The organism is Burkholderia sp. MS455, assembly GCF_016899445.1.
GTDB classification, from domain to species: domain Bacteria; phylum Pseudomonadota; class Gammaproteobacteria; order Burkholderiales; family Burkholderiaceae; genus Burkholderia; species Burkholderia pyrrocinia_C.
Genome location: NZ_CP041778.1, coordinates 374638 through 392483, shown reverse-complemented (window position 1 = coordinate 392483; position 17846 = coordinate 374638). Strand labels below are relative to the sequence as shown.

Annotated in this window: 17 protein-coding genes; 7 read left to right on the top strand and 10 right to left on the bottom strand. The window is 65.2% G+C overall.

What is annotated here, in order from left to right; all coding sequences use genetic code 11:
• Positions 1-342: a cytochrome C oxidase subunit IV family protein gene (locus FPJ27_RS06220; protein ID WP_204422342.1), complete on the top strand. Its 342-nt coding sequence runs from the start codon at positions 1-3 to the stop codon at positions 340-342.
• A gap of 56 nt (positions 343-398) precedes the next feature.
• Complete coding sequence (locus tag FPJ27_RS06215) at positions 399-713, top strand: high-potential iron-sulfur protein (protein WP_204423076.1); 315 nt, start codon at positions 399-401, stop codon at positions 711-713.
• 182 nt (positions 714-895) lie between these two features.
• Here FPJ27_RS06215 and FPJ27_RS06210 read toward each other — a convergent pair whose 3' ends face one another.
• On the bottom strand, positions 896-3196 hold the full coding sequence (locus FPJ27_RS06210; protein WP_072438470.1) for an NADP-dependent malic enzyme: 2301 nt from the start codon (positions 3194-3196) through the stop codon (positions 896-898).
• A gap of 136 nt (positions 3197-3332) precedes the next feature.
• Between FPJ27_RS06210 and FPJ27_RS06205 the strand changes: the two genes are divergently transcribed.
• Positions 3333-4304 carry a LysR substrate-binding domain-containing protein gene (locus tag FPJ27_RS06205; protein WP_072438468.1) on the top strand — a complete coding sequence of 324 codons (972 nt, stop codon included), beginning with the start codon at positions 3333-3335 and terminating at the stop codon, positions 4302-4304.
• A gap of 211 nt (positions 4305-4515) precedes the next feature.
• On the opposite strand, the gene FPJ27_RS06200 is transcribed toward FPJ27_RS06205, so the two are convergent.
• The 7 genes from FPJ27_RS06200 to FPJ27_RS06170 all read right to left on the bottom strand — a co-directional run bounded on the left by FPJ27_RS06200 (position 4516) and on the right by FPJ27_RS06170 (position 11039).
• Entirely contained in the window at positions 4516-4896 is a 381-nt protein-coding gene (locus tag FPJ27_RS06200) for a VOC family protein (RefSeq protein WP_072438466.1), read from the bottom strand.
• A gap of 103 nt (positions 4897-4999) precedes the next feature.
• Positions 5000-5845: a GNAT family N-acetyltransferase gene (locus tag FPJ27_RS06195; RefSeq protein ID WP_204422341.1), complete on the bottom strand. Its 846-nt coding sequence runs from the start codon at positions 5843-5845 to the stop codon at positions 5000-5002.
• Positions 5846-6253: 408 nt separating this feature from the next.
• Positions 6254-7426: an FAD-binding oxidoreductase gene (locus FPJ27_RS06190; protein ID WP_072438461.1), complete on the bottom strand. Its 1173-nt coding sequence runs from the start codon at positions 7424-7426 to the stop codon at positions 6254-6256.
• Positions 7423-7620, bottom strand: a complete 198-nt coding sequence (locus tag FPJ27_RS06185) for a hypothetical protein (RefSeq protein ID WP_239483242.1) — start codon at positions 7618-7620, stop codon at positions 7423-7425. The genes FPJ27_RS06190 and FPJ27_RS06185 overlap by 4 nt, the downstream gene beginning before the upstream one ends.
• Complete coding sequence (locus FPJ27_RS06180) at positions 7617-8768, bottom strand: branched-chain amino acid ABC transporter substrate-binding protein (protein WP_175746688.1); 1152 nt, start codon at positions 8766-8768, stop codon at positions 7617-7619. The genes FPJ27_RS06185 and FPJ27_RS06180 overlap by 4 nt, the downstream gene beginning before the upstream one ends.
• A 409-nt stretch (positions 8769-9177) precedes the next feature.
• A complete protein-coding gene (locus FPJ27_RS06175) occupies positions 9178-9369 on the bottom strand; it encodes a CsbD family protein (RefSeq protein WP_072438455.1) in 192 nt (63 codons plus the stop codon).
• A 140-nt stretch (positions 9370-9509) separates the two neighbouring features.
• Positions 9510-11039 carry a helix-turn-helix transcriptional regulator gene (locus tag FPJ27_RS06170; protein WP_204422339.1) on the bottom strand — a complete coding sequence of 510 codons (1530 nt, stop codon included), beginning with the start codon at positions 11037-11039 and terminating at the stop codon, positions 9510-9512.
• 365 nt (positions 11040-11404) lie between these two features.
• On the opposite strand from FPJ27_RS06170, the gene FPJ27_RS06165 reads away from it, so the two are divergent.
• The 3 genes from FPJ27_RS06165 to FPJ27_RS06155 are packed head-to-tail and all read left to right on the top strand — an operon-like array spanning position 11405 to position 12238.
• Positions 11405-11569, top strand: a complete 165-nt coding sequence (locus FPJ27_RS06165) for a hypothetical protein (RefSeq protein ID WP_175964246.1) — start codon at positions 11405-11407, stop codon at positions 11567-11569.
• A 55-nt stretch (positions 11570-11624) separates the two neighbouring features.
• Positions 11625-11987, top strand: a complete 363-nt coding sequence (locus tag FPJ27_RS06160; protein ID WP_204422338.1) for a BON domain-containing protein — start codon at positions 11625-11627, stop codon at positions 11985-11987.
• A 53-nt stretch (positions 11988-12040) separates the two neighbouring features.
• Entirely contained in the window at positions 12041-12238 is a 198-nt protein-coding gene (locus FPJ27_RS06155) for a CsbD family protein (protein ID WP_072438451.1), read from the top strand.
• A gap of 372 nt (positions 12239-12610) precedes the next feature.
• Here the strand turns inward: FPJ27_RS06155 and FPJ27_RS06150 are convergent, their stop codons facing one another.
• Complete coding sequence (locus FPJ27_RS06150; protein WP_072438449.1) at positions 12611-13639, bottom strand: DUF1338 domain-containing protein; 1029 nt, start codon at positions 13637-13639, stop codon at positions 12611-12613.
• A 225-nt stretch (positions 13640-13864) separates the two neighbouring features.
• Between FPJ27_RS06150 and FPJ27_RS06145 the strand changes: the two genes are divergently transcribed.
• Complete coding sequence (locus tag FPJ27_RS06145) at positions 13865-14812, top strand: LysR family transcriptional regulator (protein ID WP_204422337.1); 948 nt, start codon at positions 13865-13867, stop codon at positions 14810-14812.
• A gap of 129 nt (positions 14813-14941) precedes the next feature.
• Here the strand turns inward: FPJ27_RS06145 and FPJ27_RS06140 are convergent, their stop codons facing one another.
• The gene (locus FPJ27_RS06140; protein WP_072438445.1) at positions 14942-17071 is read right to left on the bottom strand and encodes a TonB-dependent siderophore receptor; all 2130 of its coding nucleotides are present in this window, start codon (positions 17069-17071) and stop codon (positions 14942-14944) included.
• Positions 17072-17846 lie beyond the last annotated feature (775 nt).

Below are 17846 nucleotides of genomic sequence, written 5' to 3'. Positions count from 1 at the left end.
ATGGACCACACCGATCCCGCCGATCAACCCGACGCCGCGCACGGCCAGCAGCATCCGATCGGCCTTTACCTGAAGATCTGGGGCCTGCTGTTCGTGCTGAGCACGTTGTCGTACATGGTGGATTACTTCCACGTGCAGGGCCTGCTGCGCTGGGTGCTGATCGTCTTGCTCATGATCGCCAAGGCCGGGCTGATCGTATCGATTTTCATGCACATGATGTGGGAGCGGCTGGCGCTGGTATACGCCATCCTGATCCCGCCCCTGTGCCTGCTGGTGCTGATGGTGCTGATGGCTGCCGAAGCGCATCACACTTTCGGCATGCGGGAACTCTTCTTCCACTGATCCCTTCGCCGCCCGTTCGTCACGCGACGAGCGCTTCGCACATGAAGGAGGACGCCATGAAATTTTCACGCCGACGTTTTATTGCAACCACCACCGTTCTGGCATCCGCGCTGGCATTTGGACGCCGCGCGGTGGCGGCAGATGCCGGCGCCGTTCAGGAATCCGATGCAAATGCCCAGGCTCTCGGTTACAAGACGGATGCAAGCCGGGTCGACCATGCGAAGTTCCCGAACTTTCAGGCGGGCCAGGCTTGTGCGAGCTGCCAGTTCTTCCAGGGCAAAGCCGGCGTCGCGATGGCGCCGTGCACCATTTTCAGCGGCAAGCAGGTCAATGCCAAAGGCTGGTGCAGCGCCTATGCGAAAAAGGCGTAGCGGGGACGGCGTGGCGGCCGTGCTGCCGGCGGCTTGAAACGGCATCGGCGTGCCAAAGTGGAATTGCGTCTCATGTGCGCGTTGGTGCGGCCGCTCGTCGATGCGTGTCGAGCGGCAGCAACCGGCCGAGTACCGACAAACGCGGGGGGTGGCCGTAGCCCTCCCCCTCGAGCGCCGATCGATCAGGCAGAAGCACTCCGATTGGCCTCGATCACCGTCAACGCCGCCATATTCACGATCCGCCGCACCGTCGAGCTCGACGTGAGGATGTTCACCGGCGCGTTGACTCCGAGCAGGAACGGCCCCACCGCCACATTGCTGCCCGCCTCGGTCTTGAGCAGGTTGTACGCAATGTTCCCCGCATCGACGTTCGGACAAACGAGCAGATTGGCAGCGCCCTTGAGCGGCGACATCGGCAGCAGCCGCGACCGCAGCCCTTCGTCGAGCGCACAGTCGCCGTGCATCTCGCCATCCGCCTCGATATCAGGCGCCTGCTCCCGGACGATCTCCAGCGCCCGGCGCATCTTCACACCCGAAGCCGCACTGCCTGAACCGAAGTTCGAGCGCGACAGCAACGCAGCCTTCGGCGTCAGGTTCAGCCATTCCATCTGCCGGGCCGCAGCAATCGTGAATTCCGCGATCTGCTCGGCATCGGGATTATCGTTCACGTGCGTATCCACCAGCGCCACCGTCCGCTGGTCGAGCAGCAGAATGTTCATCGCCGCGTAGGTGGACGCACCGGGCTTCTTGCCGATCACTTCGTCGACGAACCGCAGGTGATTGTGATACTCGCCGACCGTCCCGCAAATCATCCCGTCCGCGTCGCCGAGCCGCACCATCATCGCGCCGATCAGGGTCAGGCGACGCCGCATTTCGACGCGCGCCATCTCCTTCGAAATGCCGTCCCGGCACCGCAGTTCCCAATACGTCGTCCAGTATTGCGGGAACCGCTCGTCATATTCGGGATTGGTCACTTCGACATCCTGACCGAGCCGAATACGCAGGCCGAACCGCTCGATCCGAGCCAGCAGCACCTCCGGACGCCCCACCAGGATCGGACGCGCCAGCTTCTCGTCGACGATCACCTGCACGGCGCGAAGCACGCGCTCGTCCTCGCCTTCGGTGAAGACGATCCGCGCCTTGCCGCCGTCACGCACAAGCTGACGCGCCGTCGCGAACAGCGGCTTCATGAACGCGCCGGAGTGGTAGACGAATTGCTGCAGTTGCTCGACATACGCGTCGAGATCCGTCAGCGGGCGCGTCGCCACGCCGCCTTCCATCGCCGCCCTGGCCACGGCCGGTGCGATACGCACGATCAGGCGCGGATCGAACGGCTTCGGAATCAGGTATTGCGGGCCGAAGGCCACGTCGTACGCACCATAGGCCGCCGCCACCACTTCGTTCTGCTCTTCCTCGGCGAGCCCCGCGATCGCGTGAACGGCGGCGATTTCCATTTCGCGGGTGATCGTCGTCGCGCCCACGTCCAGTGCGCCGCGGAAAATGTACGGAAAGCAGAGAACGTTGTTGACCTGGTTCGGGTAGTCCGAGCGGCCCGTCGCGATGACGACATCGTCGCGCGTCGCATGCGCCAGTTCCGGGAAGATCTCCGGCGTCGGATTGGCCAGCGCGAGAATCAGCGGACGCGCCGCCATCTCCTTCAGCATCTCCGCGCTCAGGATGCCGCCGACCGACAGGCCCAGGAACACGTCCGCGCCGCCGATGACTTCGGACAGCTTGCGAGCATCGGTTTCCTGCGCGAAGCGCGACTTTGCCGGGTCCATCAGCGTGGTACGGCCGCGATAGACGACGCCTTCGATGTCGGTCACCCAGATGTTTTCGACCGGCAGCCCGAGGTCGACCAGCAGGTCCAGACAGGCCAGCGCGGCCGCACCGGCCCCCGACGTCACGACCTTCACCTCCGAAATCGACTTCCCGACGACCTTCAGCCCGTTGATGAAAGCAGCCGATACGGTAATGGCGGTGCCGTGCTGATCGTCGTGGAAGACGGGAATCTTCATGCGTTCGCGCAGCTTCTGCTCGACCGTGAAGCACTCCGGCGCCTTGATGTCCTCGAGATTGATGCCGCCGAACGTGGGTTCGAGGCCGGCGATGATGTCGACCAGCTTGTCCGGATCGGTCTCGTTGATCTCGATGTCGAAGACGTCGATCCCGGCGAACTTCTTGAACAGGACGGCCTTGCCTTCCATCACCGGCTTGGATGCGAGCGGGCCGATGTTGCCCAGACCGAGCACCGCGGTGCCGTTGGTGATCACGCCCACCAGGTTGCCGCGGCTCGTGAAGCGGTGCGCCTGCAGCGGATCGGCCGCGATCGACTCGCACACACCCGCCACGCCCGGGGTGTAAGCCAGCGCGAGATCGCGCTGGGTCACGAGCGGCTTGCTGGCGACGACCGAGATCTTCCCCGGGGTCGGAAACTCGTGATAGTCGAACGCTGCCTGCTGCTGTGTCTCTGTCTGTTTCATGTTTTTCGGTCCGGGCACGGGCGCCAGGCCAGTCCCGGCGCGATCCATGGAGGTGATTCTAGGGATCCGCCATAAGGAGATGATTCTGTTTTAATATCGGCCCATCACTTTTTCATGATGGATGCGTGACCAGTCAATGACTTTTGACGCAAACGACGTGGTCAGGCGGCTTGGCGCACGTCTGAAGATTCGGCATCTGGTGCTGTTGCTGCAGATCCAGCAGCACGGGTCGCTGACGCGCGTCGCCGAGCACATGGCCAGCAGCCAGCCCGCGGTGACGAACGCGCTGTCCGAGCTGGAGAGCATGTTCGGCACGCCGCTGTTCGAGCGCTCGTCGCGCGGCATGCGGCCGACCGCGCTCGGCGCGGTCGTGCTCGAACGGGCGAAAGCGATGATCAAGGATCTCGACCACCTCGCCCGCGAGATGGAGGCCGTCGCCGCCGGGCATGCGGCCCACCTGCACATCGGCGTGATTCCGTTCATCTCCGGCCAGATGCTGTCGGCGGCGCTGAAGCGGCTGCAAGCGCGCATGGAACGGCGCCTGACCGTAACGATTCACGAAGGCACCAGCGATCAGCTGCTGCTGCAGCTCAAGGATCACAGCGTCGACATCGTGATCGGGCGCGCTTCGTCGGCGATCGATCTGGGCCGGGTTTCGTTCGAGGTGCTGTACCAGCAGCAGCCGCGCATGATCGCGAGCCGGCGCCTTGCCGCGAAACTGGCCCGCACGACGCTGGACTGGAACAAGCTGCACGCGCTCGACTGGATTCTCGGCGCGCCGCATACGCCGATGCGGGAACAGGTGACCGACCTGTTTCTGTCGGCCGGCATCCCGCCGCCCGTTCCGATCGTCGAAAGCTACTCGTCCAAGCTGATCGGCGAAATGATCGCGTCGAGCGACGAGGCCGTCTCGATCGTACCGGCCGATATCGCGGAGGAACTGGTACGGATTGCCGGCGTGGCGATCGTGCCTTACTCGCTGGTGTGGACGCTTCCGCCCATTGCGCTGTTTACCCGCTCCGCTGATTCGCACTCGCCGGCGCGGGATTTGCTCGTCGAGGCGCTACGGGAGGTGTGTAAGGAGACGTATGGGGAAGCGCGGAGGTAAGGCTTGTCCCAGGCAAGGGACCTGCCGCACGGCTACGAACAATTCATACTCGCAGTGCGAGCGGTCAATCCTGGCTGCTTCTCATATTCGCGCATGCACGCTCTCAGTCACGCCAATGTTCACTCATGGGTTCGAATACATCCGTCTACCGCTATCGATAAAAGCGTGACGCGAGAGACAGTCCCGCCGCCCAACGCGGCTCGACAGAAATTCACCCCTCCGCCCGCTGACAAACCACTTCGATATTGTGCCCATCCGGCCCGATGACGAACGCCGCGTAGTAATTCGCGTTATAACGCGGCCTCAACCCCGGCGCGCCATTATCTTTCCCGCCCGCCTCGAGCGCCGCACGATAGAACTCGTCGACTTGCCGCCGATTCTCGGCCTTGAACGCGATGTGAAGATGCGCGGGCTTCTCCGTCGTCTGGAACAGACACAACGAAGGCTGCCACGGCCCCGGCGGACAAAGCTCGACGCCGTACGAAGGCTCCCCCTCCCCCGCGACTACTACACCAAGCGGTTCAAGTGCCTTGAGGAAAAACGCTTTGCTCGCTGCGAAATCGCTGACTCCGAATTTGACGTGGTCAAACATCAGTTCCCCCTCGGATAGTTGGGCTCGCCCGCGCCCCGACGTGAAGTGCGGATCACCGCGATGTTGCCACATGCTGCCGTCGACGGCAGCCCCGTCCGCCCCATCACCCCAGCTCGAACGACGTCACCCCGAACACGCGATCGATCGCGATCGCGGGCGCGTCTTTCGTGTACATCCGTGCGGTTTCGAACACGCTCGTCATGCCGTGCCGTTCCGCCAGCGCGACGGCCGCAGGATTCGTTTCCGGCACGTCGAGCACGATGACCTCGCCGGGCATGCTCGCCGCCAGCGCGCGAAAGAGTCCAGTAGCGACGCCTGCATCATCGGCGAAGAGCGGGCCGATCTTGCAGCCTGCATTGCAACGGCGCACGACACCGTATCCGGCGACACGGCCGGCGTCGACCGTTGCGAGCGCAACGGCATCCGGTTGCGCGATCCACGCGGAGACGAAACGCTCGCGCGCCGCAGGGAAACACTGGCGATCGTAGGCAAGCAACTGCTCGAACGGCACATCGGCCGCTCCCGCTACATGCGCGCACCCGATGCCGTCCACGCGCCCCTGATAGCGGATGTTGCGGTACGCGAGCCGGAACCCGGATTTCCTGTAGTTCGCCTGCTGGGCGACGACACCATCGAGACCGATGTTGCGGTCTCCAAGATAACGCATGCCGTGCTGCCAGATTCGCATACCGAAGCCTTTGCCTCGAAACCCGGGCTTCACGATATAGAGGCCGATGAAACCAAAGTGTTCGTCATAGGCGACGGCGGAAAGGCACGCGACCGGCTCGCCGCGCCAAACACCGACGAAGAACCCTGCCGGGTCCGCTTCCCTGAAACAGGGCGGATCATGCCAGCCTGGGTTCCACCCTTCAGCAGCCGCCCATTCGACCGACATGGCCAGCTCGTCGGCCGACATGGTGCGCACGATAAAGTCACCGCCTTGATCCATGGTTCGCCCCACTCGCGGCTTTAAAGATCGCCGCCTCGTGTTACGGAAAATGCATCGGGAAGCGCCGGCAAGCGAGCGCCGGCCAACTGACAGAACAGGCCGCGCAATCGTGCCCGAAGCCACGGCCGCCGATCGCGTCATCATAATCCCAAGGGCGGGTAACAGAGTGAAGCGACCATCACGGTTATTCCGGTCCGACGGGCACTGCAATCGATGCATATCGGCAGTCCGGACGACTGGGTCACCAGGCGGCCCTCGAATGTCCGAACGGTCGACCGGCTGCAACAGGTCGCCGAGCGCCCACCACCCAAATCCGCGAAGAACAAAAAAAAGCCCGACAAAGTCGGGCCAATGGGTTTGAGACACAAGGAGAATACCGCCCACCCCACACCGGGCAGTCACGCCGTGCTACACGACGTTCTTTTCGACGATCGGCCGGTTTTCCAGCACTCGCGCCCAGCCGAGCGGCGACAGGTCGAGCGTTTCGTAACGCCCGCCCAGAATGAGTTCACTGACGCCGCGCCCCGTCGCCGGCCCTTGCTGCAGCCCGTGGCCGCTGTAGCCGTTCGCGAACACGACGTTATCAAGCTCCGGGTGATACCCGATGATCGCGTTGTGGTCGAACACGTTGTACTCGTAGTATCCGGACCAGCAGTTCTCCACGCGCAGCGCCTCGAACTCCGGCACGCGATTCGCGAGCGTCGGCCAGATCACGTCGTCGAACAGGTCGTGATCGACTTCGTCGAGCGGCAAATCGTCCGGGTCGCGATCCGGGCTCGGCGACGTGCCGCAAATATACGTGCGCCCTTCCGGCCGGAAATACACGCCCGTCGGATCGATGAGCAGCGGGCAATCGGCGAGCTTCGCCGGCGACGACACGTTGAAGATGCTGCGGCGCCGCGCATACACGGGAATGTCGATACCCATCATCGACGACAGCGTGCGCGTCCACGCACCGGCCGCGTTGACCAGCGTGTCGCACGCATAACGCTCGCCGTCGCCCGTCACGACATGCGTGATCTTCCGTCCATCGCGTTCGACCGACTTCACGTCGGCCGCCACATAACGCGCCCCGAGCGCCTGCGCTTTCTTGCGCAGCGCCTGCACGAGCCCGTAGCCGTCGAACCAGCCTTCGCCGCTCACGCCGTACGCACCCGACACGAGATCGTCGACGTTCAGCCACGGAAACTTCGCGCGCAGTGCATCGCAATCCATCAACCGGATATCGGCGCCGAGGCTGGTCTGCAGCGCATGGTTCTCGCGCAGCGTCGCATCGCCGGCCGCCGTCGCGAGGAACAGGTAACCGCCTTCGTGCAAATCGATCGACGGCCGGTTGCCGTCCACTTCGAGCCGTTCGCCGATCGTGCGCAGGAAGTCGATGCCGAACAGCGACATCTCGATCGACAGCGGCGTCGAGAACTGCTGGCGAATCGACGCGGCCGACAGCGCCGACGACGATCGCGCATAGGTGGGGTCGCGCTCGATGACGGTCACGGCGACCGTCGGATCGGTGGCGCGCAGGAAATAGGCGATCGAGCTGCCGATCACACCACCGCCGACGATGACGACTTGAGAACTCACGAATGACTCCAGTTGCACGTGAAAGGCGCGGCCAGCCGGCCACGCCCGTTGGTTGTTCGTGCCGCGTCGCACGCGGCGTCGCGTCCGCGGACTTCCCGGGCGATCGCCTCGGCGTGCGCCGCGATCGCAACCGATCGCTCACGGTATTTCAGCACGTCCGGCATCGCCGCGAAAGTCCGCGCGCTTGCGTTCAATCCGCCGATTTCGTCGTGACGGGCTGCCACGCGGCGTTCTTCACTTCATACAGCGTCGAGCTCGGGTTCTTCAGGTCGCCCGTGTTCGTGAACGCGATCGTGCCCGTGATGCCGTCGTAGCGCGTGTCCTTCAACGCGCCGTTGAAATCGGCCGGCTTCGTCGAATTGGCCTTCTGCATCGCGTTGATCGCGATCCACGTCGCGTCGTACGCGAACGGCGCATACGCGAGCATGTCGACGCCGTACTTCTGCCTGAATTTCGTTTCGAACAGCTTGCCCTTCGCGAGGCGCGACAGCGGCTGCCCGTATTCCCACACGGCCGCGCCTTCCGCCGCGTTGCCGGCCAGCCTGATGAAGTTCGCGTTCATCACGCCGCCGCCCGCGAGAAACTGCGCGCGGATGCCGAGCTGCCGCATGCGCTTCACGAGCATCGCGGCCTGCGCGTCGAGGCCGCCGAAGAACACGAGATCGGCATTCGTGCTCTTGATCTTCGTGAGCTGCGCGCTGAAGTCGACGGCCTTGTCGTTCGTGAATTCGCGCGCGACGATCGTGCCGCCGTTCGCCTTCACGGACTTCTCGAATTCGTCGGCTTCGCCCTGGCCGAACGCGGTGCGATCGTCGATGATCGCGATGCGCTTCGCCTTGGTCACGCTCGCCGCATACGCGCCTGCGTTGCCGGCGTTCTGCGTGTCGGTCGCGATCACGCGGTACACGGTGCCGAGCCCGGCGCGCGTGATGTCGGGATTGGTCGCCGACGGCGTGATCATCGGAATGCCGGCCTTCGCGTAGATCTTCGACGCGGGCAGCGTCGTGCCCGAATTGAAATGGCCGATCACGACGGCCACCTGCGCGTCGGCAAGCTGCTGCGCGGCCTGCACGCCGGTGCGCGGATCGCTCTGGTCGTCCTGCGACGCGACGACGAACTTCACGGGCTTGCCGCCCACCGTCGTGCGCGCGGCATTCGCTTCGTCGACGGCCATGCGCACGCCGTTCTCGATGTCCTTGCCGTACGCGGCGCCGCCGCCCGTCAGCGGGCCAGCTACGCCGACCTTGACGACCGTCTCCTGCGCATGGGCCGCGCCCGTCTGGAACGCGAGGATCGCGGCGGTCAATGCAACGCCGGAAAGCGAACGAATGCGGAACGTCATGGCAATCCTTCTTCTGTGGGTCGGGATGCAACGCGCGACTGCCGCGCGTCGGCGACCTCTCGCGTGCCGGTGATGTCGACCGCCGCCAGGGCGCCATTCGACGAAGGCGTCAAACCGGTCGGCCGATCACTGAGGTTCCGTCTCCGAAGAACCTTTCACCGCGAAAGAGGTGAACGGATTGTGGGTAGCCAATACCCGTGCAGCAAACGAATTATCGGAACTACGTTGTGAGGATTTTTCATCAAGTTCCGCGCGGCAGGCCCGCGCGACGGCCGGCCGTGAGCCGAAGGCGCCAGTGGAGATACGCGCCGGCGCCCGTCCAGAAAGGCCGGCTGCGGTCATGCCGATGAAGCATCACCGCCGCGACACCGGCACGCCATCGCGACGCCCGCGGCGTCGCGTCATCCGGTCAGTGCCGATCCGCGCCCGTATGCTTGCGCACCGCGTCGGCCGCCTCGCCGGCTTTCTCCTGGATCTTGCCGGCCTGCTGTTCGGCGATGCCTTCCGCTTCCGTCTTGCGGTCGCCCGTCACCTTGCCGAGCGCTTCCTTGACCGACCCCTTGACCTGCTTGAGCTTGCCTTCGATGCGATTCCTGTCCATGGTCGTCTCCTGCGACGGTTGGGAAAAGCCGGCGGCGTGACGGCCTGCGCCGCACCGCCGAGTAGACAGGTTTGCACGCATCCGCCGCGCGCGGCAGATGCGGATGCACCAGCACGCATGGTGCATTCGCACCGGCGGCGTCAGTCCTTGCCCCTCTCCCCACCCTTCTCGCGCGCGCCGTTCGCTTCGGCTGCTCCGACGATCCCGCGCTCGCGCGCCCACACGATCGCCTCGCCGCGGCTGTGCACGTCGAGCTTCGCGTAGATCGTCGCGACGTGATTGCGCACGGTGTTCGGCGCGAGCCCGAGGCGGCCGGCGATCTCCTTGTCGGCGAGACCGTGACACAGCAGATCGAACACGTCGCGCTCGCGCGCGGTCAGGTCCGACAGTTGCGCGCCCGCGTCCGGCGCATTCGCGCGCCGCACGTTCGCGAGCTTCTCGATCAGCGTGCGGCTGAACCACGACGCATCCTGCATCGCGGTCTCGATCGCGTAGACGAGCTCCATCTCGGTGCGCTTGCGATCGCTGATGTCGAGCAGCGCGACGAGCAGGCAATCCCGCCCGTGAATCGCGACGGGGTCGGCCGACACGACGCAATCGCGCACGTCGCCGTCGCGCGTGCAAATCTGCACATCGGCGTTGCGCACATTGCCGTCGCGCGCGAGCCGGGCCTCGATACGCTGCCACGCACCGCGCTCGGCCCACAGCCCGATCTCGTCCGCGGATTTGCCGAGCAGGTCGTCCTGCGGATGGCCCGTCATCGCGGCGAATGCATCGTTGACGTCGAGCAGCTCGAAACGGTCGGCCGTGACGATCGCGGTCGCGACCGGCGCCATCCGGAATGCCGTCGCGAAGCGCTCCTCGCTCTGCCGCAGCGCGCGCTCGGCCTGCTTGCGCGGTTCGAGATCCATGAACGTGAACAGCATGCAGGCTTCGTCGTTCATGTCGATCGGCTGCCCGGCGACGACGACCGCCTTCGTGCCGCCGTCGGCGACTTTCAGCACGGCTTCCATCTGCGGAATCGTCGCGCCTTCGCCGAGCCGCTCGATCGCAAGCTCGCGCTGCTCAGCCTGTTCGAGCACGTCGATCTCGTACACCGAGCGGCCGAGCACGTCGTCGCGCGCGTGGCCCGTCAGGTCGAGAAAGCCCTGGTTGACCTTCACGTAGCGCAGATCGTCGAGCCGGCAGATCACGGCCGGCGCCGGGTTCGCGTTGAAGGTGCGCTCGAAGCGTTCCTCGGCGCTCGCCCATTCGGTTGCGTCGTGCAGCACGAGCGCGAGGCAGTCGGGCTCGCCGGCCGCGTTCGTCAGCACGAGGCTGCGGATCCGGTGGACCCAGCTCACGGTTTCATCGGCGGCCGATTCGACTTCGACCGTCACGTCGCTGAACTCCTCGCCGGCGATCACGCGATCCATCGGATAGTGGCCGTCGCGCACCGGATGGTTGTTCCGGTAGCGCAGCCGGAAACGCTCGCGATATTCGGTGACGGTCGCGCCGAGCGCCGTCAGTTCGGTCACGCCGTGCATCGCGAGGGCGGCCTCGTTCGCCCACACGATCCGCTGGTCGGGCTCGATCAGGATCACGCCCTCGGTGAGCCCCGCGATGATCTGGTGCAGCTGGCGCCGGTCGGTATGCGACTTGAGCGCCTGTTCGTTGACCTGTTCGTTCATCGAATGGTTGTCCATGTCATCAACATGACTGCCGGGCCGGCCGCGCCTCTGTCGACACGCGCCGGCCGGCGCGTTTGGCGATGATCGCTTGCCGCCCATCGGCGCGACAGGCGCGAATGCACTACCCGCCATAGTACATTCGCACGGCCCGCCGCTACCGTACGGCACCCCGCCGATCGTCGCCGCTTCCGCCCCGCCCTCCCCGCATCTCGGGCAACCGACGCACTCCAACCCCGTCACCGCCCCCGTGCAAACGCACTAGTCGAACAGGTGAATTTGCGCGATGTCCCCATCCGTTCGCATCGGTACGCTGGTACTGCATCGGCGCTCATGCGCTGCCTTCCGAACCGCACAGGAGAAGCACGATGAAGCTGCATCAGACACCCGATCCGACGCGGCCCGAACCGCCTCCGGACAGTCCGCCCGAACCGTCTCCCGGCACGGACCCGCCGGTTCCGCTGCCGCCCGACGTGCCGCGCCCCGACATCCCGCCGCGCGAGCCCGGCTACGACACGCCGATCGCCCGGTGATCGACAACGGCGTTCGCGCTTACCCATTCAACACGCCAATCGACGGAGAACTTCAATGAACAAGACCCGGCATTTTTCGACCCTGCTCGCCGTTGGCGCGGCCGTCCTGCTGAGTGCCGCGCCGCTCGCGAGCGCCTATGCGCAGGACACGTCGGCCGACAACGGCAACGGTAACGGCATGCAGGCCGAATCGAACCAGCCCGTCACCGACACATGGATCACGACCAAGGTGAAGACCCAACTGGCCTCCACCGACGGCGTGAAGAGTCTCGACATCGGCGTGAAGACGGTCGACGGCGTCGTCACGCTGACGGGCGTGCTGCCCTCGAAGATCGCCGTGAAGAAGGCGATCGCCGTGTCGCGCGCGGTCAAGGGCGTGAAGCACGTCGACGCATCCGGCCTGAAGGCAAAGGCCTGACCTCCCGCGCGGCGGCTGCCGCGCTTTTATCCCATTCCGACAAGGAGCACACGATGAACGAGGACAAGATCAAGGGCCAGTGGAAGCAGCTCACCGGCAAGCTGAAGGCCAGGTGGGGCAAGCTGACCGACGACGATCTCGCGGTCGCGGAAGGCAATCGCGACTATCTGGCCGGGAAGATCCAGGAACGTTACGGGATCGCCCGCGACGCGGCCGAAGCGCAGTTGAAGGAATTCGATCGCGAGCTGTAACGCAACCGGCAAACCGCAACCCTCAACCCGCCGCGGCGCCGCCGGCGTCGCGGCCACCAGGACAACGACATGGGCAAATATCTGATCGCCTGGCTGCTCGGCGTACCGGTCGGGCTGCTGGTGCTGTTCTATCTGATCACGCATATCCTCTGACATCGGCGCGGCACCCGGCATGCTCCGCCGGCCTCCTCAGGCTACCCACCCGGCGAGGACATCGACGGCGACACGGCAATCCGCCGCTGCCGATCGAACGTGCGCGCGCATCCCGCTGTATCACGGGCCACCCAACGCAAATCGGGCAGGGCGCATGCGCTCCCTGCCCGATCGGCTCGTTGCTTCGGCAGCGGGGCGCAGCGCCCCGCTTTACGTCCATTACTTCGCCGCGTTCGCCGTCATCTTGAAGATGCCCTGCGCGTTGCCCGCATCGAAACGCAGGTCGGTTACCCAGCGGCGCGCCGTCTGGTCGAACGTGCGCTTGCGCGTGATGAACTCGTAGAACGAGCCCGGCACGTTGCGCTTCACCGTGCCGCCGTCGCGCGTGCGGAACTCGCGCTCGACGGTATCCGCGCGATACGCGGTCTGGAACACGCGGCCCGAGCGCGAGCGCTCGACTTCCGGCTTCATCGGCCGGCCTTTCGCCTTCTCGTCGTCGGACAGCTTGAACACGTCGGCGACGCGGTCGGTCGCATGGTTGAACGCGTTGCCTTCGGTCGAGATCCACGCCATTTCCGCCGATTCCATCAGCAGCGTTTCGTAGTCGAGTTCGTTCGGCAGATCGTGCTGGCGCGCGAAGGCGCCGACGATCTCCGGCAGCAGCGCGTGCGCGGCGTCGAGTGACAGCCAGCCTTCGCGTTCGACTTCCCACAGCAGCGCGACGGCCGCCGGCGACAGCGGATCGCGCGACGAGCTCACGACGTTCGTCACCGCCTGCTGGAATTCCTTCGAGAAACGTTCCGGATGCAGTTCGCTGACGAAGAACTGCGCGATTTCGTCCGGCGCATCCTCGTGCGCATACGCGCGGCCGGTCATGCCGAGCTTGTCGAGCGGATAACGGCCGTTCAGGCGGAAGCCGAGCGGACGCAGGATGCGCGTGAACGCGGCCTCGCCCGGCGGCAGCGCGCCCGTGTGCGGCCAGCGCACCGTGCGCAGCGCGCCGTGGTCGAAGTAGACCGAGCCGCCGCTTTCGATCGCGTCGGCCGTGTACGCGCGGCCGTTCGCCGAACGCTCGAGCAGCCCTTCGAACAGCGCCATGTTCATCGCCTGCGCGATCTCCGCGCGCGTCACGACGCCGTCCTCCCATTCTTCGAGGATGGCCGGCATGTTCAGGGTCGAGAACAGGGCGTCGGTCTTCGCCTGTCCCAGCAGCTTCGTCAGCAAGCTCTCGATATTCGGATTGCGCATCAGGATTCTCGTCTCGGGGGACCGCCGGCAATCGTGCCGGCAACTCGTCGGCCGGCGGCCCGTCGGGCGCCTGACCTTGCGTGGGGAGCATTATTCAAAGGGTTGCAGCCGGGCGTAAAGCGAGATTAAATTGACACGTGATGAGTTTTTGGAATTATTGGCCGTCCTTCGCCCGCCCTTTGCCCCCGCGTGGCGCGGCCCTGTTCGTCAGACGAATCGAGCATCATGCGCAAATTCAAGATCCCCAACATGGGCGCACTGGTGGCTTTCGAAGCCGCCGCGCGCCACGAGAGCTTCACGCACGCGGCCAAGGAGCTGTTCCTGACCGAAAGCGCGGTATCGCGGCAGATCGCGACGCTCGAGGCGAGCCTCGGCGTGCGGCTGTTCGCGCGCGTGAAGCAGCGCGTCGTGCTGACGCGCGCCGGCAAGCTGTACGGCACGCAGGTGCGGCGCGCGCTGGAAGCGCTCGACCGCGACACGCTGTCGATCATCGCGCACGGCAGCGGCGGCGGCTACCTGGAGCTCGCGGTGCTGCCGACGTTCGCGTCGCACTGGCTGATCCCGCGCATCAAGAGCTTCTACGACCGCACGCCCGACGTGCGCGTGAACATGGGCAGCCGCACCGACCTGTTCTCGTTCGAGGACACCCATTTCGAGGCCGCGATCCACTACGGCAAGCCGACCTGGCCCGGCACGTCGTCCGACTACCTGTTCGGCGAGGAAGTCGTGCCGATCTGCTCGCCCGCGCTGCTCGACGGGCCGGTCGAGCGCGTCGAGGATCTGCTCGCGTATCCGCTGCTGCACTCGACGACGCGCCCCGGCGCGTGGGCGCAGTGGTTCGAGACGCATGGCGTCGAAGATATCCGCACGATGCAGGGCGTGCGCTACGAGCTGCACACGATGCTGATCAGCGCGGCCGCGGCCGGGCTCGGGATCGCACTCGTGCCGAAGTTCTTCGTCGAGGAACAGTTGCAGCAGCTCGGCCTGGTCGTGCCGTGCGACGCGGCGACGGTCGGCGATTCGGCGTACTACCTCGTGTATCCGACGGAATTCAGCCACAGCAAGCCGCTGGAGCTGTTTCGCGGCTGGCTGCTCGAGCAGGCGAGCGCGTATGCGGCACCGGACGGGGATCTGGACGGCGCCGACGCGGAGGATGACGAGGACGTCGAGTAGCGCGCTCGCTTCAGGTCACAGCGCGCGGGCGCGGCCGTTCACGTTCGACACATCAAACGCTTTCCGGATCATTGGCAGCAAGGTGCGGGTCGTCGTGACGACGACCCGCATTGTCGCGCAGCGCGAGCGTTACATGTGCCACTTCACCGTCGCGGTCAGCGTACGCGGATCGCCGGGCATGTTGTACAGGTCTGCGTTGCCGTGCGCGGCAATGAAGTAACGGCGATTGAACAGATTGTCGAGCGTGAGCGTCACGTCGACCTTCTTGCTGCGATAGCCGGCGCCCAGGTTGAACACCGTGAACGACGGCAGCGTGACGAGATCGCTGGCCGACGTGTAACGCGCCGACTGGAACTGCATGCCGGCCGCCGCATAGAAGCCGTACGGCAGTTCGCGCTTCAGCCACAGGTTCGCGCTGTGGCGCGGCATCAGCCCCGGCGTGTTGCTCGACAGCGCGAGGCCGGCCGCCGTCGATTGCGGCGAACCGTCGACGGTGCCGTTCATGTAAGCGTAACCGGCGTACACCGACCACTTCGGCGCGATCTCGCCGGTGAAGCCCAGCTCCATCCCGCGCACGTGCTGCGTGCCGATCGGCAGCGCATAACCGGGATTCGCGGGGTCGCCGATCTGCTGGTTGGTCTGGCGCATGTCGAACAGCGCGACGCTGGCCGTCGCCTTGCCGCCGAGGTCGAAGCGCGAGCCGACTTCATACGCGGTGGTCTTCTGCGGCGCGAGCGCGGCGCCGTTCGAGAACGCGCCGGAACTGATCAGCGTATCGGCGAGCGGCGAGAACGACTGGCTGAACGAGCCGTACAGCGTCAGCCAGTCGAGTGGTTCGTAGATCAGGCCGACGCGCGGGCTCCACGCGTGATCGGTGCGGTCGAGATTGACGTTCGACGACGTGTAGTCGTGGCGGATCTGGTTCAGGTAGTCGAAGCGCAGGCCCGCGAGCACCTTCCAGTGCTCGGTCAGCGAGATCAGGTCCTGCGCATAGACGCCCGCGAGCCCGACGACGGTCGACGCGTTCGTCTTCGCACGCGCGCCGGTCGGCACGCCGGGCAGGATCACCTGCTGCGGATTGAAGAGATCGTAGGTGGCGACCTTCGTCACGTTGTAGATCGTGTCGAACTTCTGCTGCTGCGACAGTTCCAGCCCGTACAGCAGCTCGTGGCGCATGCCGAACAGCGACGTCTTCTGCGTGAGCTCGAACAGGCCGTCGATGCCGTGGTCGGTGCGCTGGCGCGTCGACTGGTCGAGCGTCACGACCGGGTGCGCGGCCGTCTTGATCGGCTCGAACGTCACGTAGTTCTTGCGTTCGAGCGAGAAGTCGTACGCGCGGATCGCGCCATGGAACGACAGCGTATCGCTGAAGCGGTGATCGAGCGACACCGTCGCGCTCTTCGCTGAGACGTCGTTGTACGAGCTGTTCGCCGCGTCGGCCGAGCCGTAATACGTGTTGATCGGCACGTCGACCGGCCGGCCGCGATACGCGGGCAGGCCCTGGTCGGACGTGCGGCGATCGTGCAGGTAGTCGAATTCGACGTTCAGCACCGTGTTGCTGTCCAGCTTGAACTGCGCGGACGGCGCGATCGCCTGGCGGTTGAGCTGGAACTGGTCGCGAAAGCTGTTCGAGTTCTCGGCCGCGCCGGTGATGCGGAAGCGCGCCGCGTCGTTCGCATTCCAGCCGAGATCGAATTCGCCGCGCCGCTCGCCGCGCGTGCCGAGCGTCACGCCCACGTCGCGCACCGGGTTCGCGTCCGGCCGCTTCAGCACGCGATTCACGATGCCGCCCGCCGAGCCGCGCCCATACAGCACGGCCGCCGGCCCCTTCAGCACCTCGACGCGCTCGACGTTCGACAGGTCGCGATAGTAGAGCGCGTCGTCGCGAATGCCGTCGACGTACTGGTCCGTGATGCTGTTGAAACCGCGGATCGTGATCTGGTCGCGCTGGCCGTCGCCGACCGAGAAGCCGACGCCCGGCACGTTGCGCAATGCGTCCTGCATCGACGTCGCGTTCTGGTCCTCGATCACCGCGTGCGGGACGACGTTCACCGTCTGCGGCACGTCCATCAGCGACATGTCGGTCTTGGTCGCCGCGCGCGAACGGCCCGCGTCGTACGACGCATGCTCGGCGGCCGCATTGACGGAAATCGCGGGCAAGGTCGCCGCGGCGTCGCTCGCCTGCGCGAACGAAGTGCGGGCGCCGGCCAGCGACGTGACGATCAGAAGCGCATGGCAAGCGCTCGTGTTGAGTTTCATCGTAAGCGTAGGGGGTGAAGGAAAACGGCGAACGGAAACGCGTCCGGTCGACGCGCGAATCGCGCAGCGACCGACGAAGCTTTCCGTGAACTAGATGGCGCGCGGGGGATCGCCCCGTCGCGCATGCCGGCGGCGAACGGCCGGCGCGGGTGGATGCCGGCCGGCACGACCGGCACGAAAAAAGCCGTGACATCCCGTCACGGCTCGTAATGGTGCGGAATAATAAACGAGAATGATTCGTGTTTTCGATTAATTTTTAACGTGTCGCCTGCCCGCAACGTGCATGCGCATCGCGTTCTGCATTCCTGACGAATTCCTTTCATTTCGAGGCACTGATCCGCATATCGACGTAAGCGCGTCGAAAGAAATAGATCGGCCGTATCGAATGGATTGCGCGGAAACGGTCAGGCAGAAGGTGGGGTTCGGGATACGACGACGAAAAGCTTGGAGAGGATCACGAAGGATCCGGTGAAGCACGGGCGGCACGTATTCAACGGTCCGGTGCGCGCCGGACCGGGCAACCCCGACCCGGCGCTCCGGGCAGCCGACCTCGCATCGGCAGCGCGGCGGACCTTCTTCTGTTGTTCACTACGTCTGCTCTCTCAGGCTCGCTTCATTTTTTTCTTCGTCGCGCTACGCCATTATCCGCCCAAACCAGCCGAAGTGAAACGTTTGCGGTTGCAACAAACGCGTTATACCGGCCATTCGGTAACAGTCTTTCTGAATGCTTACGATGCATGCGACGAGATTCGGCAATTCTTGCATTCGCATCGGC